The organism is Neisseria sp. HMSC069H12 (genome assembly GCF_001812735.1).
GTDB classification, from domain to species: Bacteria; Pseudomonadota; Gammaproteobacteria; order Burkholderiales; family Neisseriaceae; genus Neisseria; species Neisseria subflava.
Window position 1 is genome coordinate 110,465 of sequence record NZ_KV810246.1, and the last position, 23,241, is coordinate 133,705.

Sequence of the window (23,241 nt, forward strand, 5' to 3'; positions counted from 1 at the left end):
TGTTGGCATGAAGCAAACAGGCTGTCTGAAACATCAATTAGCGTTTCCAGCTAGGAGCTGCATCGGCTTTGATACCATATTTTTCAATGGCTTGTTGAACGGTTTCTTTGCTGACTTTGCCCTGTTCGGCCAGAGCGCTCAATGCAGCAACGGCAACGTTGTAGCGGTCAACTTCGAAGAAGCTGCGCAGGTTGGCACGGCTGTCGGAGCGACCGAAGCCGTCAGTACCCAAGACGTGGTAGTCGTTAGGAATATAGGCACGGATGCGGTCAGCATAGCTGCGGATATAGTCGGTAGCGGCAATCACTGGGCCGTCATGACCTTGCAGTTGAGAAGTAACAAACGGTACTTTTGCAGTTTCCAATGGGTTCAGACGATTGAAGCGTTCCACTTCGATGGCATCGCGGTGCAGCTGGTTGAATGATGGGCAAGACCAGATGTCTGCTTCTACGCCGAAGTCGGCTTTCAACAATTCGGCACCGGCAATTACTTCTTGCAGGATGGTACCGGAACCCATCAATTGGACTTTTTTATCGCCTTTGCCGCCGGCTTTCAGCAAGTACATACCTTTCAGGATGTCTTGTTCTACGCCTTCAGGCATGTCCGGATGAGTGTAGTTTTCATTCATCAGGGTGATGTAGTAGAACACGTCTTCGTTATTGGCATACATACGGCGCAGACCGTCTTGTACGATAACAGCTACTTCGTATTGGAAGGTCGGATCGTAAGAAACGCAGTTCGGGATCAAATCGGCTTGAATGTGACTGTGGCCGTCTTCGTGTTGCAGGCCTTCACCGTTCAGTGTTGTACGGCCGGCAGTACCACCCAACAGGAAGCCGCGTGCGTGCATATCGCCGGCAGCCCATGCCAAATCGCCGACACGTTGGAAACCGAACATAGAGTAGTAAATGTAGAAAGGAATCATGGCAAAGTCGTTGTTTGCGTAGCTGGTCGCAGCAGCAATCCAGTCAGCCATGGCACCTGGTTCGTTAATACCTTCTTGCAAGATTTGACCGTCAACAGACTCTTTATAGAACATCAGTTGGTCTTTATCTTGAGGGGTGTATTGTTGACCTTTAGGGTTCCAAATACCATATTGGCGGAACATACCTTCCATACCGAAAGTACGGCTTTCGTCAGGAACGATAGGTACAACGCGTTTGCCGATTTTTTTGTCTTTCAGCAGAGTAGACAGGATGCGTACGAAAGCCATGGTGGTTGAGAATTCACGGTCACCACTGGATTTCAGTTGGGCATCAAATGCTGACAACTCAGGCACTTCCAGAACGTCTTGGGTAGGGTTGCGTTTAGGCAGGTAACCGCCCAAAGATTCACGGCGTGCGTGCAGGTATTTGTATTCTTCGCTGTCAGGAGCAAAAGTCAGGTAAGGCAGGTCGCCACTGTCGATTTGCTCGTCAGTTACCGGAATGTCAAAGCGGTCACGGAATTGTTTCAGAGACGCTTTGTCCATTTTTTTGGCTTGGTGGGCAACGTTTTGACCTTCGCCGGATGCACCCATACCGTAACCTTTAATGGTTTTCGCCAAGATTACAGTAGGTTTACCGTCTGCGTGGTTCACAGCGCGGTCGTAAGCGTTGTACACTTTTTGAGGGTCATGACCACCACGGTTCAATGCCCAAATTTCGTCATCAGTCATATCGGCGACTAATGCTTTCAGTTCAGGCGTATTGAAGAAGTGTTCGCGAACGTATGCACCGTCTTTGGATTTGTAAGTTTGGTAGTCACCGTCCAAGCACTCTTCCATACGTTTGCGCAGGATACCATCTTTGTCTTTTGCCAAGAGGCGGTCCCAGCGACGACCCCAGATGACTTTCACAACATTCCAGCCGGCGCCGGCAAAGTTGCCTTCCAGCTCTTGAATGATTTTGCCGTTACCGCGTACTGGGCCGTCCAAACGTTGCAGGTTACAGTTGATGACGAATACCAAGTTGTCCAAGCCTTCGCGTGAAGCCAGAGCAATAGCACCTTGGCTTTCAGGTTCGTCCATTTCGCCGTCGCCACAGAATACCCATACTTTACGGCCTTTGGTTTTAGCCAGACCGCGAGATTCCAAGTATTTCAGGAAGCGTGCTTGGTAAATTGCCATCAATGGGCCAAGACCCATAGATACGGTTGGGAATTGCCAGAAGTCAGGCAACAGGTGAGGGTGAGGGTAAGAAGGCAGACCTTTGCCGTCAACTTCTTGACGGAAGTTGTTCAGCTGGTCTTCAGTCAGACGGCCTTCAACGAAAGCGCGTGCATAGATGCCAGGGGCAACGTGGCCTTGGAAGAATACCAAATCGCCTTCTTCGCCTTCGCCTTTAGCTTTCCAGAAGTGGTTGAAGCCGACTTCGTACATAGTGGCGGCTGATTGGAAAGATGCAATGTGTCCACCCAATTCCAAATCTTTTTTACCCGCGCGCAAAACGATAGCGGCAGCGTTCCAACGAACGAATGCACGGATGCGGTGTTCGATGTTTTGGTCGCCAGGGATGCCTTTTTCGTCTTCAACGGAAACAGTGTTCAAGTATGGAGTAGTGGTGCCGTGAGGCATACGGATGCCTTTGTCACGGCTGTATTTGACCAAACTTTCCAGCAGGTATTGGGCGCGCTCGCTGCCTTCATATTCTAAAACAGAGCTTAACGCGTCTAACCATTCTTTGGTTTCAATTGGGTCAACATCGTGTAATTGGGTGGACATAATATCTATCCTTGTGTTGAGTGTTTTTCAATGACGGAGTATTACTCCGATATTTTCGTTTGCGAACAAATGTGAGTTAAAAACGAAAATTCCTAGAGTCAAATTCGAAAAAGTTTTAATTACTGAAATATTTTCAATACGTTATAACCATTGATGAAAAATCAGAAAGAATTGAACTTTTTGCGAACCGGCTAACCTGCAAATGCTATCAGTAATTGGGCAAACTGGCAAATCATGCTGTAGATATTGATAGGATGTAGAGGTTGGAATTAGGATTTTTTAAAAGAGTTATAGAGTTTGTTTTAAATCGAGATATTGAGTGGATACAGTAAAAAGTATCAGGTGTTTGAGTAAATAGATTCGAATACGAAAAACATTTTTAAAATTTTGTTGTAAATTGAAAGTTTGGATTGGGTTTAGGGTTTGAAAGGGAAAATTTAGATTATCTGATTCTTTACAAAGAGAGTAGGCCGTCTGAAGACTTTAAAGAGATTAAGAGGGAATGGGATTTGAAGATAACGATTATTGAGGAAGGGTAAATGAAAAAAATGACATGTACAGGCTGTTTAGTTTAGCTCTGACATGCCATTTATGTAGGAAGTTAGAATTTCAGACGGCCTTTAATCGGCAGAGCCTTTTTGAGCGAATTGCTTCCATTGAGCCAAAAGCTCTTTGAGAACGTCTTGCTGTTCATGTCCATGTTGGATGGCTTCTTGCAGCCAGAAACAAGCATTATTGATGTCTTTTTCTACGCCCATACCGTGATAATACAGACAGGCAAGATTATATTGAGCCATCGTGTCTCTTTGTTTGGCTGCTGCTTCAAACCATTTTGCAGCTTGGGCATAGTCGACAGGTACACCTTGTCCACTGTAATACATCATGCCAAGATTGGTTTGGGATTTGCTGTGCCCACGTTCTGCGGATTGGTGGTATAGATCCAGTGCTTCAGCGTAATTCTGTTGGCGTTTTAAGCCATAGTGCGCTGCAAATGCCAGCTTGTATAGACGTTCAGCCTCCTGACGTTGGAGGGCGATTTCTTTCGTCAGCTCATAATTTTGCTGGTTATTCAATGCGCTGTCAGACAGAAGTTTTTGGTAAGCGACAAGATTACCTAAATCAGCCGAGCGTTGATAATATTGACGTGCGGTGTCTGCATCAACTGCTTGTCCCAATCCGTAGCGATAGATATCACCTAAAAGGCGCAATCCTTCCGGATCATTTTGATCCGCAGCAAATTTAGCGTGCTGATAGGCCTTTTGAGGGTCTCGTTCGGTGTTTTTACCCAATAGATATATTTCGGCAAGTGCTACATGCGCATTACTGTCACCTTGTTCGGCAGCTTTTTCGAACCATTTCAATGCTTCAGCAGGATTTGATGCGGCTAAGAGTTCTCCAAGAGAAGTTTGCGCCGGAACAATGTCGTAATCGGCGGCAATACGCAAATGTTCGATGGCTTTTTCAGGATTTTGTGTAACACCTTGCCCCAATTTGTATTGAAGGCCGAGTTGCCAGTGGGCCGCAATAAATCCCTGTGCAGCGGATTGCTGATAAAGTTTATGGGAATATTCCAAATCAGGAGAGCTGGAGTATTGGTAATGTTGGGCTAAGAAGTATTGTGCCTGAGGATTTTGTTGTTCGGCAGCTTTTAATGCCCATTTGACTGCTTCTTGGTCATTGCCATTGTCTGCGTATAAACGCATCAGGCGCAGTTGGGCAGGAGCCAATCCTTCTTCGGCAAGCTCTTGATAGGTTGCAATGAGCTTTTCTACTTCTATTCCATTATTTTCTTGTAACTGGAGAAGATTATAGCGGGCATATGGATGACCAGCTCTTGCAGCTTGTTTTAAATATTCAACTGCAATTACTAAATCTTGCTCATTTTCATGGTGTTCGATCAGGCATCCTGCCAGCTGAAATGCAGCCTCAATATGCCCGGCTTCTGCTGCTTCGCAGAGCAATGGAATGGCTCGTGCAAAGTCAGGTGGGTTTTGAGTGATTAATTTTTCTGCTAGCAGAAAAGATTCTTCATATTGTTGAGCATTCATCGGTTTGCTTTTATATTTTGTGAAGGATTAAGAATAAAATTATCGGCCGACAAGGTGCGGCCGTTATGATTTTGTAATTTTGAGGTTATTTACAAAAACAGACAACCGGATTTGTATTTTTATACTTAGAATAATGGAATAATTTGTTTTATGCTGCATAAATACAACAGAAGGGTGTGATAAAGTGGGTTGAGAAAATACTTCTGCTGTTTATTCAGTTTAAATTATTCATCGTCCGGTTTTTTACGCCACAAAACAAGTAATTTACCAATATGTTGCACCAGTTGGGCACCCAGTGTTTCACACAGGGCATCACAAATTTCAATACGTTCAGCACGATCATCGCCAAAAACACGGACTTTAATCAATTCGTGTGCTGTCAATGCGGCATCGGTTTCTTTGATGACCGAGTCGGTCAAGCCTTGTTGGCCAACCATAACGACAGGGTGGAGGTGGTGTGCTTGGGCTTTCAAGGCCAAAATTTCTTTGGTGCTTAATTTGTTGTCGCTCATATTAATAAGTATCCAATTAAAAAGAATAATGGCTATATTGTACGCGATTTAGAACATTTACGGGGGAAATAACGTACAATGCTGATTTTAACTTAAGCATTTCAAATCAAGATGGCTGTACGCTCAAAATCTTCAAAAGCATGGCTGCATGAGCACGTCAACGATCATTATGTCCATATGGCACAAAAGGACGGATATCGTGCCAGAGCGGCTTATAAATTATTGGAAATCAATCAGAAAGACAAATTAATCAAGCCAGGTACAGTTTTGGCGGATTTGGGCAGTGCGCCGGGAAGTTGGTCACAAGTTGCGGCCAAGCTGGTCGGTAAAACAGGGGCAGTGTTCGCTTTGGATATTTTGCCAATAGATGCTATTGAAGGTGTGTCGTTTATTCAGGGTGACTTTAGGGAAGATGCTGTTTTGGAGCAGTTTGAAGCCTTATTGGATAATCGTCCGTTAGACCTTGTAATCTGTGATATGGCACCCAATATGTCAGGCAATGCCGTAACCGACCAGGCACGCAGTTTTTATTTGTGTGAACTGGCTTTGGATTTTGCCTCCCAGCATTTGAAAACCGGAGGCAGTTTTTTGGTGAAGGTGTTTCAAGGCGCGGGTTATCAAGAGTATACGGCGGCTATGCGTGAAATTTTTGCCAGTGTACAAACCCGAAAGCCGGATGCTTCCCGCAATCGTTCCAGTGAGATTTACCTATTAGGTAAAAATAAACGCTGACAATGTAGGGTGGGTGCTTTAAAATTCTTTCCCTTGATTTTATTTATTTTGTAACCATGGAGCCTGTTCAGTGGGGAATACCATTAAAAACATATTAGTCTGGGTAGTGGGTGGTGCTATGCTTTTAGCAGCATTCAATGCACTCAGCGATAAGCAGGAAGATAAACAGCAAATCGAATATTCTCAATTTATTCAGCAAGTTAATAGTGGCGAAGTATCCAATGTCAATATTGAAGGATCTGTTGTCAGCGGCTATCTGATTAAAGGTGAGCGCACCGATAAAACTGCCTTCTATACCAATGCGCCTTTGGATGACAACTTGGTTAAAACACTGTTGGACAACAAAGTACGCGTCAAAGTGACTCCGGAAGAAAAACCAAGCATGTTGGCCAGTCTGTTTTACAGCCTGTTGCCTGTTTTGTTGTTGATTGGCGCATGGTTCTACTTCATGCGCATGCAAAGCGGCGGTGGCGGTAAAGGCGGCGCATTCTCTTTTGGTAAGAGCCGTGCACGTTTGTTGGACAAAGATTCCAATAAAGTGACTTTTGCCGATGTTGCCGGTTGTGATGAGGCAAAAGAAGAAGTACAAGAAATCGTGGATTATCTGAAATCGCCTAACCGTTACCAAAGCCTGGGTGGTCGTGTACCGCGCGGTATTTTGTTGGCCGGTAGCCCTGGTACGGGTAAAACATTGCTGGCTAAAGCGATTGCTGGTGAAGCCGGTGTGCCATTCTTCAGTATTTCAGGTTCTGACTTCGTAGAAATGTTTGTCGGTGTCGGTGCGAGCCGTGTCCGCGATATGTTCGAGCAGGCCAAGAAAAACGCGCCATGTATTATCTTTATCGATGAAATTGATGCTGTCGGCCGTCAGCGCGGTGCCGGTTTGGGCGGTGGTAATGACGAGCGTGAGCAAACATTGAACCAATTGTTGGTTGAAATGGATGGTTTTGAAAGCAACCAAACCGTTATTGTGATCGCAGCAACCAACCGTCCTGATGTACTTGACCCTGCGTTGCAGCGTCCGGGCCGTTTTGACCGTCAAGTCGTTGTTCCATTACCTGATATCCGTGGCCGTGAGCAAATCTTGAAAGTACACGCTAAAAAAGTACCTTTGGATGCATCCGTAGATTTGACTTCTTTAGCACGCGGTACCCCTGGTTTTTCAGGTGCGGATTTGGCAAACTTGGTCAATGAAGCAGCTTTGTTTGCCGGCCGCCGCAATAAAGTTAAAGTCGATCAAAGTGACTTTGAAGATGCGAAAGACAAAATTTACATGGGTCCGGAACGTCGCAGCATGGTGATGCACGAAGATGAAAAACGTGCGACAGCCTATCATGAGGCCGGCCATGCCATCGTAGCGGAAAGCCTGCCGTTTACCGATCCTGTTCACAAAGTAACCATTATGCCTCGTGGCCGTGCATTGGGTTTGACTTGGCAGCTGCCTGAGCGTGACCGTATCAGCATGTACAAAGACCAAATGCTGAGCCAGCTCTCAATCTTGTTTGGTGGCCGTATTGCTGAAGATATTTTTGTCGGCCGTATTTCTACCGGCGCATCTAACGACTTTGAGCGTGCAACTCAAATGGCACGCGAGATGGTAACGCGTTATGGTATGAGCGACAAAATGGGTGTGATGGTTTATGCTGAGAACGAAGGCGAAGTATTCTTGGGTCGCAGCGTAACCCGATCTCAAAATATTTCCGAGAAAACCCAACAAGATATCGATGCGGAAATCCGCCGTATTTTGGATGAGCAATACCAAGTCGCTTACAAAATCTTGGATGAAAATCGCGATAAGATGGAAACCATGTGCAAAGCGCTGATGGATTGGGAAACCATCGATCGAGACCAAGTTTTGGAAATTATGGCCGGTAAACAGCCTAGTCCGCCTAAGGATTACAGCCACAATGTCCGCGATGACAAAGTAGAAGAGCCTGAAGCGCCTGTTGCTGAAGCTGTTGAACCTGTTGAGCAAAATGAGGTTCAGAATACTGAGCCAGTAGAAGCAGACAAAACAGATAAATCTGTATAAGGTTTGAAACAGAAAACGGTAGCTTTTAAGCTACCGTTTTTATTTTTAAGATAAGCAAAAGGCCGTCTGAAAATTTTCAGACGGCCTGATTTTATTTGGTTGATTACAAAACAGCCAAAGCCGCTTCGTAGTCAGGCTCGTTCGCAATTTCAGAAACCAATTCAGCGTGGAGAACTTGGTTTTGCTCATTTAAAACCACCACTGCGCGGGCAGTCAGGCCGCGTAATGGGCTTTCTGTCAGTGTAACACCGTAATCGTTAGAAAAGCTGCTGCGGAATGTAGAAAGTGTCACTACATTTTCCAAACCTTCTGCGCCGCAGAAACGGGCTTGTGCGAACGGTAAATCGGCAGAAATACACAAGACGACGGTATTTTCTAACGAAGAGGCACGTTTGTTGAAAGTGCGGACGGACTGGGCGCATACGCCGGTGTCAATGCTGGGGAAAATATTCAGCACTTTGCGTTTACCTGCAAAGTCAGCCAATGATTTCTCAGATAGGTCTGCCGCTACCAATGTGAAATCAGGTGCAACTTGGCCGATAGCGGGCAAATTGCCGTTTGTAGAAATAGGTGAGCCTTGGAAAGTAACTTGGGCCATGATTCAGTCCTTGTGTCAGGGGGAAAATAGGATGGTCAGGAGTTTAGTAATGACGGCGACGGAAATAGAACGTGCCTTCACTGTCAATTTCTAAAATATAGCGGCCGTTTTGTACGGCGGCATAACCGCTTTTGCCTTCGGTATAAGGTTGCAAAGCAGCGTGTGAAATCAGATAGTCGGTCAGTTTGCTGCCGTCTTGGGCAATATTGTCCACCATTTTTGCAAAGGCAGTGTGGCAGATGCCGTTGGCTGACCAGCCGGCTGAAATGCCTTTTTCATTTTTTTCCATGCATTGGCCGCTGATGACTTCTAAGTCGGTAGGGTGCTTGCCAATCAGATTGATGACGCCACCCTCTATGCCGTTAATCGGATAGGTGCGTTGTTTTTTACCTTCTTTCGTTTCGCCTTCTTGAGCTGTACCTAAATCCAAACCGGCTATGGCTTGTTCATCGATATATTTAACTTTGAAGGTAGGCTTTGGCGCTTTGCCTGAAGCAGCATCATTGGCTGCATTATCTTCAGATTTACCGCCGCAGGCAGCCAATGAAAGGCTGAGCAAGATAAGGGGAAAGGTTTTTTTCATATAAGAAACCCTAGAAAAACGATTATATTTTAAATAATAAACGATATTATGGCCGTCTGAAATTTTCAGACGGCCTTGCTATTATTTCAACGGACGAATACCTACTGCATCGCGTACTTTATCCAACAATTCGCGTGCTTCTTTACGTGCTTTTTGTGCGCCGGACTGCAAAATGTCTTCAATTTGAGAGGGTTTGGCGGTCAATTCATTGTAGCGCTCGCGCGGCTCTGCGAGTTCGGCATTGATTTTTGCGCCCAAGAGTTTCTTGGCCTCACCCCAAGCAAGGCCTTCGGCCAGCATTTGCGTGAACTCGGCAGTTTCAGACGGCGTGGAGAAGGCTTTGTAGATTTCAAACAGAGGACTTTCATCAGGCTGTTTCGGCTCGCCGGGTTCTTTCATATTGGTGATGATTTTGTTGACCGATTTTTGGGTTTTCTTGTCGTTTTCCCAAAGCGGAATGGTATTGCCGTAGGACTTGGACATTTTGCGTCCGTCTAAGCCGACCAAGAGTTCGACATTTTTGTCGATTTTTACTTCTGGCAGGGTGAAGAGTTCTTGGAAGCGGTGGTTGAAGCGGCCGGCAATATCGCGTGCCATTTCAACGTGTTGGATTTGGTCGCGACCGACTGGTACTTCATGGGCATTGAACATAAGGATGTCGGCAGTCATGAGGATAGGGTAGCTGTACAGACCCATTTCCACGCCGTGATCCGGATCTTCCTGACCGTTTTCGGTATTTGTCTGTACTGCGGCTTTATAAGCGTGGGCGCGGTTCATCAGGCCTTTTGCGGTGATACAGGTCAGAATCCAGTTTAGCTCCATCACTTCGGGAATGTCGCTTTGACGGTAGAAAGTGGTCTGTTCCGGATTGAGTCCGCAGGCGAGCCATGTGGCGGCAACAGCTTGAGTAGATTGATGAATCATTTCCGGCTCATGACATTTGATGATGCCGTGATAGTCGGCTAAAAAGAGGAATGATTCAGTATTGGAATCTTGCGCCGCGCGGATAGCCGGGCGGATGGCACCGACATAGTTGCCTAAGTGTGGAATACCTGTTGTGGTAACGCCTGTTAAAACTCGTTTTTTGCTCATGAAAGTATCCTTCGGCACAAAGGCCGTCTGAAAATAAATATGGTGCCGATTATACCTGATTATTCTTGATTTTTCAGACGGCCTTTTGGGCAAAGGGTAACTGGATAATAAAAGTTATGCACATAAAATTATAAAAATAAAACTTTATAAAACAATAACATAGTAAAAATTTTTGATTAATGGAGTAAATAGCTATTGAGTTATCCACATTTGCGCTTATATAGGCTCTAACAGAATATATTTGAAGAGGAACGTAAAATGAGATTTGATAAATTGACTGCTAAATTCCAGCAAGCTCTGCAAGAAGGTCAAAGTTTGGCTTTGGCTGCGGACAGCAGCTACCTTGAGGCCGGCTTTATCTTAAAAGCGTTGCTTGACGATCAAAACAGTGGTGCTGCTGCGTTACTGGCTCATGCAGGCGTGAATGTGCCTCAAGTAAAACAACGTTTGCAGCAACATTTGAGCAGCTTGCCAAAAGTATCCGGTCAAGGCGGCGATATTATGCCTAGCCGTGAGCTGCAAGCTGTATTGAACTTGATGGACAAGGCTGCAACCAAACGCGGCGATGCCTATATCGCCAGCGAACTTTTCCTGCTGGCTTTGGTTCAGCAGAATGATGCTACCGGCAACATTTTGAAAGAAGCCGGTGCGACCGAACAAAATATCAATGCCGCAATCGATGCGGTACGAGGAGGACAAAACGTGAACGATGCGAATGCCGAAGACCAACGAGATGCTTTGAAAAAATACACACTTGATCTGACTCAACGCGCCCGTGATGGTAAGCTCGACCCTGTTATCGGTCGTGATGATGAAATTCGTCGTGCGATTCAAGTATTGCAACGCCGTACCAAAAACAACCCTGTGCTGATTGGTGAGCCAGGTGTGGGTAAAACCGCTATTGTTGAAGGCTTGGCGCAACGTATTGTTAACGGCGAAGTACCTGAATCCCTGCGTAACAAACGCCTTTTGGTTCTGGACTTGGCGGCTTTGATTGCCGGCGCGAAATACCGCGGCGAATTTGAAGAACGCTTGAAAGGCGTGTTGAACGACTTGGCTAAAGACGATGGCAACACTTTGATTTTCATTGACGAAATCCATACCTTGGTTGGCGCGGGCAAAACCGACGGCGCAATGGATGCGGGCAATATGTTGAAACCGGCTTTGGCACGCGGCGAATTGCACTGTATCGGTGCGACTACTTTGGACGAATATCGTCAATACATCGAAAAAGACGCGGCACTCGAACGCCGCTTCCAAAAAGTATTGGTTGGCGAGCCAAGTGTGGAAGATACCATTGCTATTCTGCGCGGTTTGCAAGAGCGTTATGAAATCCACCACGGCATCGACATTACCGACCCCGCCATCGTTGCCGCCGCAGAGTTGAGCGACCGCTACATTACCGACCGCTTCCTGCCCGACAAAGCGATTGATTTGATTGACGAAGCCGCCAGCCGTATCAAAATGGAGCTGGACAGCAAACCCGAGCAGATGGACAAACTCGACCGCCGCATCATTCAGCTCAAAATGGAAAAAATGCACGTTGCCAAAGAGAGCGATGACGCCAGCAAAAAACGTTTGGAGCTGATAGACGAAGAAATCGACGGCTTGCAAAAAGAATACGCCGATTTGGACGAAATCTGGAAAGCCGAAAAAGCGGCATCTTCCAGCACCGCCGACATCAAGAAACAGATGGACGACATCAAAGTCAAAATCGAGCAAGCCAAACGCCAAGGCGACTTCGCCCGCGCGTCCGAACTCGAATACGGCGAGTTGCCGAAATTGGGCGCGCAGTTGCAGGCGGCGGAAAGCAACCCCGATGGCAAAAAACAAAACAAACTTTTCCGCACCGAAGTCGGCGCAGACGAAGTGGCCGAAATCGTATCGCGCATGACCGGCATCCCCGTGTCCAAAATGATGGAAGGCGAACGCGACAAGCTGCTGAAAATGGAAGAAGTATTGCACCGCCGCGTGGTCGGTCAAGATGAAGCCGTGCGCGCCGTGTCCGATGCTATCCGCCGTAGCCGTTCCGGTTTGGCCGATCCGAATAAACCTTATGGCAGCTTCTTGTTCTTAGGCCCGACCGGCGTGGGTAAAACCGAATTGTGTAAGGCATTGGCAGGTTTCCTGTTTGACAGCGAAGATCATCTGATTCGTATCGATATGTCTGAATACATGGAAAAACATGCTGTTGCCCGCTTAATCGGTGCGCCTCCCGGCTATGTCGGCTACGAAGAAGGCGGTTACCTAACTGAGCAAGTCCGCCGCAAACCATACAGCGTGATTCTTTTGGATGAAGTGGAAAAAGCCCATCCGGATGTATTCAACATCTTGCTGCAAGTATTGGATGACGGCCGTTTGACCGATGGACAAGGTCGAACCGTGGACTTCAAAAATACCGTTATCGTGATGACTTCCAATATTGGTAGCCAACATATCCAACAAATGTGTACTCAGGACTACGAAGCGGTAAAAGAAGTTGTGATGGAGGATGTGAAAGAACATTTCCGTCCTGAAATGATCAACCGTATTGACGAAGTAGTCGTGTTCCACGGTTTGGATCAGGCCAATATCCGCAGCATTGCGAAAATCCAGCTTAAAGGTTTGGAAAAACGTTTGGAAGCACAACATCTGCATCTGAAAGTCGATGATGCTGCCTTGGATCTGATTGCTAAAGCCGGTTTTGATCCTGTGTATGGTGCCCGTCCGCTCAAACGCGCCATTCAGTCAGAAATCGAAAACCCGCTGGCAAAAGCATTGCTTGAAGGTAAATATGCACCGGATAGCACAATCCATGTTAAAGAAGAGGGTGGTAAGCTCTTGTTTGCATAAGGTTAAAACAATGTAGTATGCTGTTGTAAAAGGCCGTCTGAAAGAATTCAGACGGCCTTTCCTAGTTATTGATTCACATCATATATTTGTTATGTAATTTGATTATTCATTGAATTTTAGAGAATATTAATCGAAAATCTTGTGCCATCGGTTGATAAAGAATGCGATATAATCCGACCTGTTTGCCGAGGTTCTTGCTAAATATCTCATTTTGTGTAATAATACTACAATGCAAAAACTGACTAATCAAAATCTTCACATTGTTTTGTCGGAGCGCTTAAATGATACCGACTTTGTTCTTATTCTCAATGCATTAATCAAATTTTTGCGCCGAGGAGGTAAAAAACAGGCTTCCGAGCGTTTCGATTTGATTTTATCTACTTTAAAACAAGACGATGCTTTATGCCGTCAATTCAGCCTGCGCTTCTATGCATGGTTGTCCAAGGTTCACATCTATCCTGCGCTGATTAAGCTGGGTATTTTCTCGCGCCATAGTTTTACTCGGGAAATGGGCATACGGATTTACGAACGTTTCAGCCCGTCTTATAAAGATTTTTCCAATCTGCGCGAAGTATTTTTATATCTTTTTCATTCGAAAAACGATGATAAATGGTTGCAGACTTTGAGTTTGCGTCAATGGTTGAGCATGTATGAATTGCTGCAGGGTAAAGCGGATCCTGCTTTGCTTCAGACGGCCAGCCGACAGTTGGCAGATGCCCGTTTGCGTGCAGTGGAAATGCTGTCTATTTGGATTGCTTCCGAAGCGATTGAGCCGGATTTAATACGGATCGCCCCCCGTTTGTTGGAGGCGGATTCGGCATTTGTTGCTTTGCAACGTGAAATTGCAAAATTGGTTGAACACTATCGCCATAGCGAAGAAACTTACGATACGGCGCACTTGGAGGTCATGTTTGACCAGTGCGACAAGCAAATTGAGTATCTGCGTCGTAGAGGGACTGGGGCAGGGTCTGGCTCGTCAGTGAAAGTTGCGCACTTGTTGGAGCGCCTGCAACAAACCATAGACCGTCTGAAACTGTTGACCAATATTCAAATCGAAACCGGCAGCCGTACCCGCTTAACCATTAATCTGATGAATGCGATGATTTATGCGGCGGTAGAGCAATACAGCACCAGCCACTTGCGTAAAAGCAGTATCCGAATGCTGGCGCGCAGTATTACGGAAAACAAAAGCCATCATGGTGAGCATTACATTACGCGCAACCGTAGCGAATATTTCAAAATGTTTTATTCCGCAGCAGGAGGCGGCGTGATTATTGCTTTGATGGCATTGAATAAAATCCATATTGCGTCTTTAGGATTCGGCGAGTTTACTACTTCATTCCTTGCCGGGCTTAACTACGGTTTAGGCTTTATGCTGATTCATATGCTGCATTGCACTGTTGCGACCAAGCAGCCTGCCATGACGGCGGCGAGCTTTGCCGAGCAGGTGGACTCAATTGAAGGCAGCAAAGCGGTGGACAACAAGTTGGCAAAACTGCTGATTGATGTGTGCCGTTCGCAAAGTGTTGCCGTGTTTGGCAATGTATCGATTGCCGTATTGTTGGCGGCGGGGATTGCTTGGGGTTATGCCTACACGCATGGCCAGCCCTTGTTGAACGAAGCGGTTACAGCCTACCAGCTTAAATCTATTGAGATTTTTACCCAGCCGACTTTATGGTATGCCGCTATTGCCGGTGTATGGTTGTTTTGCTCGGGGATTATTGCCGGCTTCTTTGACAACCGTTCCGATTATCTGAACCTGCGTCAGCGTCTGCCATTTAATCCGTTTTTACGAAAAATCATGCGTCCACAGCCGCGCCGCCATTTGGCCGCTTATATTCATAAGCATTACGGATCGCTTATGGGCAATTTTATTTTCGGTATGCTTTTGGGTATGACCGGCTATTTTGGCCATCTTTTCGGCTTGCCGCTGGATATTCGCCATGTGGCGTTCTCTTCGGCAAATTTGGGTTATGCCGCGATTAGCGGTCATACAGATATATTCACTTTTATTCTTGGCTTGGCAAGTGTATTGGCAATCGGCATGGTGAATCTGGTGGTCAGCTTTTCTTTGGCTTTGACTGTTGCGCTTCGTTCTCGCGGCACGCGTTTGGGCAGTATGCGTAATCTGCTGAAGAGCTTCTGGAGTCAAGTGAAAGCCAATCCTTTGATTTTGTTGTATCCGGTTCAAGTGAATAACAAAGATAACACGAAGTAAGATTGAAGAAAGGCCGTCCGAATATATACTTTTCAGACGGCCTTTTAATTTAAAACCGATAAAGATTAGGCTTGCAGAGAGGCGCGGTTTTCCAAAACTTGGTCAATCAAACCATATTCTTTAGCTTCATCGGCAGACATATAATTGTCGCGGTCGGTATCGCGCTCCAAGTCGGCCAAATCGCGGTCACAATGTTTGGCGAGTAAGCGATTCAGTTTCTCTTTGATTTTCAACAGCTCTTTAGCGTGAATTTCAATATCGGAAGCCTGACCGGCCAAACCGCCGCTGATGAGCGGTTGGTGAATCATGATACGGCTGTTTGGCAGGGCAAAGCGTTTGCCTTTTTCACCTGCGGACAACAGGAATGCGCCCATACTTGCCGCTTGGCCCAAGCATAAGGTAGAAACATGAGGCTTGATGAAGTTCATGGTGTCGTAAATCGACATACCTGCAGTAACCGAACCGCCCGGAGAGTTGATATAGAAGAAGATATCTTTATCAGGGTTTTCACTTTCCAAGAACAGCAATTGCGCAACAACCAAGTTGGCAGATTCGTCCGTCACCGGGCCGACCAAGAAAACGATGCGCTCTTTCAAAAGGCGTGAGTAGATGTCGAATGCGCGCTCGCCGCGACCACTTTGTTCGATAACGGTAGGGACAAGGTAATTATTGAGATCGAAGGACATTTTTGTCTCCTGTTAATGATGGAAAAGCACCAAAGCATTTAAAGCGCTTCGGTGCTTTTGATTGTCTGTTTCAGACGGCCTTAGAGCAATTAAGCTTGTGCGCCCATTACTTCGTCAAAAGACAGCGCTTTTTCAGTTACTTTAGCTTTGCTCAGAACGAAATCAACAACGTTGCTTTCTACTGCCAAAGAAGTCGGGCCTTGCAGGCGGGAAGGCTCTGCGTAGTACCAGTCGATAACTTCTTGAGGATCTTCGTAGCTTTCAGCAAAGTTGGCAACAACGGCTTTGATTTGGTCTTCAGTCGGTTCCAGTTTGTTTTCTTCAACCAATTTAGCCAAAATCAGGCCTAAAGAAACGCGGCGTTCTGCTTGTTCTTTGAACATATCCAAAGGCAGATCCAAGTTGGCAGCGTCAGCCATACCTTGGTTAACGAAGTTTTGTTTCATTTCGTTTGCCAAGCGGGCGGCTTCTTCGTTGACCAAAGTAACAGGAACTTGCAAATCGGCTGCTTTGAGCAGGGCGTTCATTACAGATTCTTTAGTTTGTTCACCGATGCGGCGCTCAACTTCGCGGCTAACGTTTTTCTTCACTTCTTCACGCATTTTGGCAACGTCGCCGTCTTCAATACCCAAAGCTTTAGCGAAGTCTGCGTCAACTTCAGGCAAAGTAGCTTCAGAAACGTTGTTCAGAGTGATGGTGAATACGGCAGATTTACCGGCAACATCTTTACCGTGGTAGTCTTCAGGGAAGTTTACGGTAACATCTTTGCTTTCGCCGGCTTTCATGCCGACAACACCGGCTTCGAATTCAGGCAGCATTTGACCTGCACCCAATACGAAAGCGTAGTTTTTAGACGCACCGCCAGCGAAAGGTTCGCCGTCGATTTTGCCTTCAAAGTCGATGATGACGCGGTCGCCGTTTTGGGCTTTGCGATCAACATGGTTGAAGCGGGTGCGTTGTTTACGCAGGATTTCTACAGTTTGGTCAACTTCGGCATCGCCAACAATCGCAGTAACTTTTTCTACTTCTTGGGCAGACAGGTCGCCAATAGTTACTTCAGGGAAAACTTCAAAAATAGCGGCAACTTTGAAAGACTCTTGATTGTCTTGTTCTTCAACGGCTTCAAAGCGTGGGTAACCGGCAACTTTCAATTCTTGGGCAACGGCAACTTCGTAGAATTCGCGTTGTACCAATTCGTTGATAACGTCGTTTTGTGCGCTTGCACCGTACATTTGGGCAATCATTTTGAACGGTGCTTTACCCGGACGGAAGCCGTCAATTTTTGCACGGCGTTGGGTTTGTTTCAGTTTTTTCTCAGTTTCTGCGTTGATTTCGGACCAAGGCAGAGACAATACTACTTTGCGTTCCAGATTTTCTAAAGTTTCAACAGTTACGCTCATCGTAAGCCCTTAAATTTGTTGTGTTTAAACGGTTATCCTTCTGCTCAGTATTCCGAAGAATTTCGGAAGCGTGCATAAGGTCAAAATTTAGCTGCTTAGTATAACACAATGTTTCACGAATAACATAAAAAGGCCGTCTGAAAAGTGGGAAATTCTTTTCGGACGGCCTTTTCGTTTCGATATTGTTGTTTTTTACAGCTGGTCTTTTTGTGCCAGAATCCGTCGGCTACCGTTGATGTCTGCCGGAGAGAGGACACCGGCATTTTCAAGCGCATCTATCAAATTGGCGGCACGGTTGTAGCCGATGCGCAATTGGCGTTGCAGGGCAGAAATGGAAGTCTTGCGGCTCTCCAATACGAAGGCAACGGCTTGATCGAATAGCTCATCGCTGTTTGCGTTCGGATTGACAATATTGGTGGTTTCGATGGCCGCTTCGCCACTGAGCAGGCCTTCAACATAATTGGTTGGAGCCTGTTCTTTGACGAAATTGACGACTTGATGTACTTCATCATCAGAAACAAATGCACCCTGCAGGCGTGTCGGTTCTGCGTTGCCCGGTTGCAGGAATAACGAGTCGCCGTATTTGAGCAATTCATCTGCACCCATTTGGTCAAGAATGGTGCGGCTGTCGATTTTACTTTGTACGGTAAAGGCCATGCGGGTAGGAATGTTGGCTTTAATCAGGCCGGTAACCACGTCGACACTCGGGCGTTGGGTGGCGACAATCATGTGAATGCCTGCCGCACGTGCTTTTTGGGCAAGGCGTGCGATTTGCTGCTCAACGGATTTGCGTTCGGTCATCATCAAGTCTGCCAACTCATCGATAACAACCACAATCAACGGAAGTTTTTCCAGAGGCTCAGGATCGTCAGGATTTAAGCTGAACGGATTGAGTAATGGTTTGCCTGCTGCTTTGGCTTGTTCGACTTTTTGGTTGAAGCCGTCCAAATTACGCACGCCGGCGTGAGAGAGCAGGCGGTAGCGTTTTTCCATTTCGGCAACACACCAGTTCAACGCTTGTCCAGCCTCACGCATATCGGTCACAACCGGACAGAGCAGGTGCGGAATGCCGTCGTAAATGCTTAATTCCAGCATTTTCGGGTCAATCATAATGAAGCGAACCTCGTCGGGCGTGGCTTTGAAGAGCATGGACATAATCATGCCGTTCACACCGACGGATTTACCTGAGCCGGTCATACCTGCGACCAAAAGATGCGGCATTTTTGCCAAGTCGCCGACAACGGGCGTACCCGCAATATCTTTACCCAAGGCAACAGTCAGTTTGGACTTGGCGTCGGTAAATACGGGTGAAGAGAGGATTTCGCTCAACATCACGTCTTGGCGTTTCTCATTGGGCAATTCAATGCCCATGGTGTTTTTACCGGCAATGGTTTCTACGATGCGTACAGCTTGCAGAGACATTGAGCGCGCCAAATCTTTGGACAGGGCGACAATTTGACTGCCTTTGACACCTTGTGCCGGTTCGATTTCGTAGCGGGTAATCACGGGGCCAGAAGTGGCGGAAACAACCTGTACGCCGATACCAAATTCAGCCAGCTTGGCTTCGATCAATTCTGCGGTTTGTTGCAATTCATCCGGATTGACGGCGACCGGTTCTTCAGACGGCATACGCAATAGGTTTATGTTGGGTTTGTGGTATTCGCCGTTGTTTTTAGGTTCAGTATCGTCAAACAGGGAAGTTTGGATTTTAGGAGGCGGCGCAACGGATACGGCAACGGTTTTACGGTTGCTGCTGCTGCCTGCCAACGGAGCAACCGGAGTGGCGGTAATGGTTTTGGCCTCTTTAACCATGCGGCGCGTATTTTGAGTTTCCAAAGCTTCGGTGCGGATATCTTCTTTTTTATTTTGGAATTGAGACAGTTTTTTCATCAAATTGCCAAACAGACCGCCCATATGGCTGCCGGATTTGGCCATGACTTCCAACCATGACACCTGAGCCAGCAGGGAAATGGATAAAAGCAACATTACGAGCATAATTAACAGACTGCCCGATTTGCCCAACAGCCAAGCCAAGCCTGAACCGGCCAACAAGCCGACTAAGCCGCCCGCACCGACGGGAAGGGATTCGCTCAATGCATTGTCAAACAGGAAATGTTCGATAATCGGGCTGCACACCAGCAGGAGAAACAATGCCAAAGCGGCTACGCCGTGATTGTAGGGCTTGTGGTTTTCCTGCTTTTTCATGGGGCGGAAATTTTTGTAGAGGAAGACGCAGGAGGCGGCTATCCACCACCAAAACGATAAGCCGAACAAATAATATCCGACATCGGAAAGATAGGAACCAAAGAGGCCGCCGAGGTTGGCGACATCATTGCTTTTGGGAACGCTGCGCGACCATGCAGGGTCGTCCATGCTGAAGCTGGCCAGAGAAATGGCCAGATAAATGGTGATAACCAAGCCAAACAGCCATAAAGCATCATTAATCAAGTTAACGACATGCTCGGGACGCGCTTTTTTTTCTTCATTTTTTTGCAGCTCTTTGGCGGCTTTCAGGCGTTGGGAGACTTTATTGTCGGCTTGAGTTTGTGCTTTAGTGGATTTGCGTGTAGTCGGTTTGGCTGCCGGTTTGGTAGAGACGTGTTTTTTTGTTTGGGTTTTAGAAGATTTTGCAGTCATGAGATAAAGGCCGTCTGAAAAGACCGGGGGTAATGTGCGTAAAGGGCAAATTATACCGTATTTACTAGGCACAAGAAATTGAAACGGGAGTAATCATTATAGGATGCAGGCCGTCTGTTTGGCGTGACGAAAATATTGGATTTCGTTTCCACCTGTTCAGACGGCCTGATGTTTTGATTGATTTGGACTTACATTCTGCCCAGTTCGCGCTGGAGGGCTTGAATGTTTTTTTCCCTATCCAAAACAGCGCCTTGCAGCGTACTGATGGCCTGTTGATTGACGCTGCCGCCTTTGGCTGTCCGTGCTTGGCTCAGTTGCTTTTTGGCATCGGCCAAAGCCGCGCGTTCATTGGATAACTCGGTTTCCAAAATAGAGCGGCGACTGTTGACACCGGAGGATTTTGGAACCGGAGGAGGAGCCGTTTCAGAAGCAGTGTGGACAGGGGCAGGTTTGGGTGTTGCTTTGTGGTTGGATTTTGCCGCTGTGTTTTTGCTTTTTGCCGGAGCCGTTTGTGATGTCGGCGCGTCGAGTGTAGGCGCATCGCTAACCGGGGCATCGTATCGGCTGCTGCTGTATTTGCCGACAATCGGTAAGTCGTTGACAGTTTGGCAGTTTCCGCTTGGGCGCGAGGTATAGACAATTGAGCCGTTGATTTCACAGGTGTAGATTTTTGCGGCGTGTGCTTGGCTGTTGAAAACGGCAAGCGGCAGCAGGGATAGGGTAAGCAGATATTTTTTCATGATTCAGGTAGGGCTGATTCGTTGCAGTTGAGCATTTTATTCTTGTTCAGATGGCATGGGCTGCTGTTTTTTAGCTTTTGAACTGTTTTTGTTTTTGCTCGGTTTGTCGGCTTTTTTCTCTTGTTTATCGGATTTTTCCACGCGTGCCTTTTTCTTAGGCTTTGCAATTGCGCGTTCATTAGAGGCGTTGAGGCTGCGGATGTTGAGGTGGTAACCGCTGCCTTGATGGCCGCTGATTTTAGGCAATTCGGCCTGTGCACAGGAGGATTTGGGTTCGGAAGTATAGCTGCCGTTGCCGCAGGAATAAACTGCGGCGGCAGCGTGAAGAGAAGTGCCCAAGACGAAAGAGGATACAAAGAAGTATCCGGCTTGTTTGATGGTTGAAGTCATGTTTTTCCGTATTGTGTTTTATTTCAGACGGCCTGACGGCTCTATTTTTATTGGGAAAACTCGGCTTCGACATCAACTTGGATTTGCTCAAGCTCTTCCTGCCATTGCAGCCAGTTTTCTTCCAGTTGCGTTAATTTTACTTTAGTTTCTGTTAATTGTGCGAGTGTCTCTTGCAATTTGGGTTTATTTTCTTCTGAATAAGCAGATTCTTGTGCCAAAAATGCTTCACAGGCCGTCTGAATATCAGTCAAACGCGCGATTTCTTTTTCGGCTTTGTCGATTTTCTGCTGAATCGGTTTGCTGCGTTTGGCTTTTTCCTGACGGATTTGTGCTTCTATGCGCTTTGTATCCTTACGGCTTTGGCTTTGTGCAGAAGCGGCGGGGGCTGCTGCGGCGTTTTCTTGTGCCAACCGCCATTGACGGTAGTCGTTCAAATCGCCGTCGAAGTTGTTCAGATGGCCTTTATCAATCAATAGGAAGCTGTCGGTAGTCGCTTCAAGCAGGCTGCGGTCGTGCGAAACGACAATCAATGCACCTTGGAAACTTTGCAGGGCAAGTGTCAGGGCGTGGCGCATATCCAAGTCTAGGTGGTTGGTCGGTTCGTCAAGCAGTAGCAGATTAGGTTTTTGCCAGATAATCATGGCAAGGGCGAGCCGCGCTTTTTCCCCACCGGAGAACGGCTCGGTCTTTTGAACCGCCATATCGCCGACAAAGTTGAAACCGCCTAAAAAGTTGCGGATTTCCTGTTCGCGGACTTCGGGCGAAAGCTGCTGGATATGCCAAACCGGACTTTGGTCGGCGCGTAAGGTATCCAGTTGGTGTTGGGCAAAATAGCCGATATTGAGCTTTTCGGAGCGGACGATGCTGCCGGAAAGTAAATCGATTTTTCCTGCCAATGCTTTGATAAATGTGGATTTACCGCTGCCGTTAACGCCCAGCAGGCCGTAACGTGCGCCGCTTTCCAAAGACAGGGTAATGTTGTGCAAAACGGTATTGTCGCCATAACCCAAGTCGGCATGGTCAAGTTTCAACAATGGATTGGGCAGGTGGGTTGGATTGGCAAACTCAAAGGAAAACTCGCTATCCAAATGCGCCGGGGCTATGCGCTCGAGCTTGGCTAATGCCTTCATGCGACTTTGAGCTTGTACGGCCTTTGTGGCTTTGGCTTTGAAACGGTCGATAAAGGATTGCAGATGTTTGATTTGTGCCTGTTGTTTGACGTAAGCGGCTTGTTGTTGCGCCAGACGTTGGGCGCGTTCGGCTTGGTAGAAATCGTAATTGCCGCCGTATTGCGTGAGCTTTTGCTGGGACAATTCGATGGTTTGGGTGGTGGCCGCATTGAGGAAATCACGGTCGTGGGAAATGATGATTTGCGTGCAAGGTAAAGAGGCAAGGTGGTTTTCCAGCCACAATACGGTTTCTAAATCCAAGTGGTTGGTCGGTTCGTCCAAAAGCAGCAAATCGGCACGACAAATCAGTGCTTGGGCAAGGTTGAGGCGCATACGCCAGCCGCCGGAAAAAGATTTGACGGGGCGGGTATGTTCTTCTTGTGCAAAACCCAAGCCGTTAAGCAGTTTGGCGGCGCGTGCCGGAGCGGTATAGGCATCGATTTCTTCAAGTTTGGCGTGATATTCGGCTTGCTTCATACCGTCGTTTTGCGCTTCTGCTTGGGCTAAGGCCGTTTGAAAAGCCTGTAATTCGGCATCGCCTTGCAAAACGTAGTCTAAAGCGGAAATATCTAAATCAGGCGTTTCTTGAGAGACGGAAGCCAGACGCCATGTTTTGGGAATAAGGATTTCGCCGCCATCTTGAGTGATTTCACCTTTTATCAGCGCAAACAGACTGGATTTCCCCGTACCGTTTTTGCCGATTAAACCAACGCGTTGGCCGGGGTTGATTACGGCATCGGCTTTATCAAGCAGGACTTTCAAACCGCGTTGCAGGGTGAGTTTTTTAATTTCTATCATGATGGCAGGCAAGGGGGAAAACAAAAGGCGTTATTTTACCTGAAAAGACATATAAAAGGCCGTCTGAACAAGT

At 46.9% G+C, this 23,241-nt stretch carries 16 protein-coding genes; 4 read left to right on the forward strand and 12 right to left on the reverse strand.

The genetic code is table 11. The features are described 5' to 3' along the window. Nucleotides 1–37: 37 nt before the first annotated feature. The 3 genes from aceE to yhbY form a co-directional block, all read right to left on the reverse strand. Nucleotides 38–2,701 carry a pyruvate dehydrogenase (acetyl-transferring), homodimeric type gene (aceE, locus tag HMPREF2872_RS02890; RefSeq protein WP_070631073.1) on the reverse strand — a complete coding sequence of 888 codons (2,664 nt, stop codon included), beginning with the start codon at nt 2,699–2,701 and terminating at the stop codon, nt 38–40. A gap of 620 nt (nt 2,702–3,321) precedes the next feature. After that, a complete protein-coding gene (locus HMPREF2872_RS02895) occupies nt 3,322–4,749 on the reverse strand; it encodes a tetratricopeptide repeat protein (RefSeq protein ID WP_070631074.1) in 1,428 nt (475 codons plus the stop codon). Nucleotides 4,750–4,973: 224 nt separating this feature from the next. After that, a complete protein-coding gene (yhbY, locus tag HMPREF2872_RS02900) occupies nt 4,974–5,261 on the reverse strand; it encodes a ribosome assembly RNA-binding protein YhbY (RefSeq protein WP_070631077.1) in 288 nt (95 codons plus the stop codon). 111 nt (nt 5,262–5,372) lie between these two features. Between yhbY and HMPREF2872_RS02905 the strand changes: the two genes are divergently transcribed. Beyond that, a complete protein-coding gene (locus tag HMPREF2872_RS02905; RefSeq protein WP_070631079.1) occupies nt 5,373–5,993 on the forward strand; it encodes an RlmE family RNA methyltransferase in 621 nt (206 codons plus the stop codon). Nucleotides 5,994–6,063: 70 nt separating this feature from the next. Beyond that, the gene (ftsH, locus tag HMPREF2872_RS02910; RefSeq protein WP_070631081.1) at nt 6,064–8,025 is read left to right on the forward strand and encodes an ATP-dependent zinc metalloprotease FtsH; all 1,962 of its coding nucleotides are present in this window, start codon (nt 6,064–6,066) and stop codon (nt 8,023–8,025) included. 103 nt (nt 8,026–8,128) lie between these two features. On the opposite strand, the gene tpx is transcribed toward ftsH, so the two are convergent. From tpx to trpS, 3 genes are all read right to left on the reverse strand, one after another. Next, nucleotides 8,129–8,623 (reverse strand): thiol peroxidase, encoded by a 495-nt coding sequence (gene tpx / locus HMPREF2872_RS02915; protein ID WP_070631083.1) that lies wholly within the window; start codon nt 8,621–8,623, stop codon nt 8,129–8,131. A gap of 43 nt (nt 8,624–8,666) precedes the next feature. Next, complete coding sequence (locus HMPREF2872_RS02920; protein WP_070631086.1) at nt 8,667–9,206, reverse strand: hypothetical protein; 540 nt, start codon at nt 9,204–9,206, stop codon at nt 8,667–8,669. 81 nt (nt 9,207–9,287) lie between these two features. Beyond that, entirely contained in the window at nt 9,288–10,298 is a 1,011-nt protein-coding gene (gene trpS / locus HMPREF2872_RS02925) for a tryptophan--tRNA ligase (protein ID WP_070631088.1), read from the reverse strand. 258 nt (nt 10,299–10,556) lie between these two features. On the opposite strand from trpS, the gene clpB reads away from it, so the two are divergent. Beyond that, a complete protein-coding gene (clpB, locus tag HMPREF2872_RS02930; RefSeq protein WP_070631090.1) occupies nt 10,557–13,130 on the forward strand; it encodes an ATP-dependent chaperone ClpB in 2,574 nt (857 codons plus the stop codon). Between the two features lie 229 nt (nt 13,131–13,359). Next, nucleotides 13,360–15,348 carry a site-specific recombinase gene (locus HMPREF2872_RS02935; protein ID WP_070631092.1) on the forward strand — a complete coding sequence of 663 codons (1,989 nt, stop codon included), beginning with the start codon at nt 13,360–13,362 and terminating at the stop codon, nt 15,346–15,348. Between the two features lie 65 nt (nt 15,349–15,413). On the opposite strand, the gene clpP is transcribed toward HMPREF2872_RS02935, so the two are convergent. From clpP to HMPREF2872_RS02965, 6 genes are all read right to left on the reverse strand, one after another. Then, nucleotides 15,414–16,034, reverse strand: a complete 621-nt coding sequence (clpP, locus tag HMPREF2872_RS02940) for an ATP-dependent Clp endopeptidase proteolytic subunit ClpP (protein WP_049328347.1) — start codon at nt 16,032–16,034, stop codon at nt 15,414–15,416. 89 nt (nt 16,035–16,123) lie between these two features. Continuing rightward, a complete protein-coding gene (tig, locus tag HMPREF2872_RS02945) occupies nt 16,124–17,434 on the reverse strand; it encodes a trigger factor (protein ID WP_070631094.1) in 1,311 nt (436 codons plus the stop codon). Nucleotides 17,435–17,626: 192 nt separating this feature from the next. Next, nucleotides 17,627–20,071 carry a DNA translocase FtsK gene (locus tag HMPREF2872_RS02950; protein WP_070631095.1) on the reverse strand — a complete coding sequence of 815 codons (2,445 nt, stop codon included), beginning with the start codon at nt 20,069–20,071 and terminating at the stop codon, nt 17,627–17,629. 188 nt (nt 20,072–20,259) lie between these two features. Beyond that, nucleotides 20,260–20,811, reverse strand: coding sequence for a hypothetical protein (locus HMPREF2872_RS02955; protein WP_070631097.1), 552 nt, complete (start codon nt 20,809–20,811; stop codon nt 20,260–20,262). A 36-nt stretch (nt 20,812–20,847) separates the two neighbouring features. Then, nucleotides 20,848–21,201, reverse strand: coding sequence for a nucleolar protein (locus HMPREF2872_RS02960; RefSeq protein ID WP_070631099.1), 354 nt, complete (start codon nt 21,199–21,201; stop codon nt 20,848–20,850). 47 nt (nt 21,202–21,248) lie between these two features. After that, nucleotides 21,249–23,168, reverse strand: a complete 1,920-nt coding sequence (locus HMPREF2872_RS02965; RefSeq protein WP_070631100.1) for an ATP-binding cassette domain-containing protein — start codon at nt 23,166–23,168, stop codon at nt 21,249–21,251. Between the last annotated feature and the right edge of the window lie 73 nt (nt 23,169–23,241).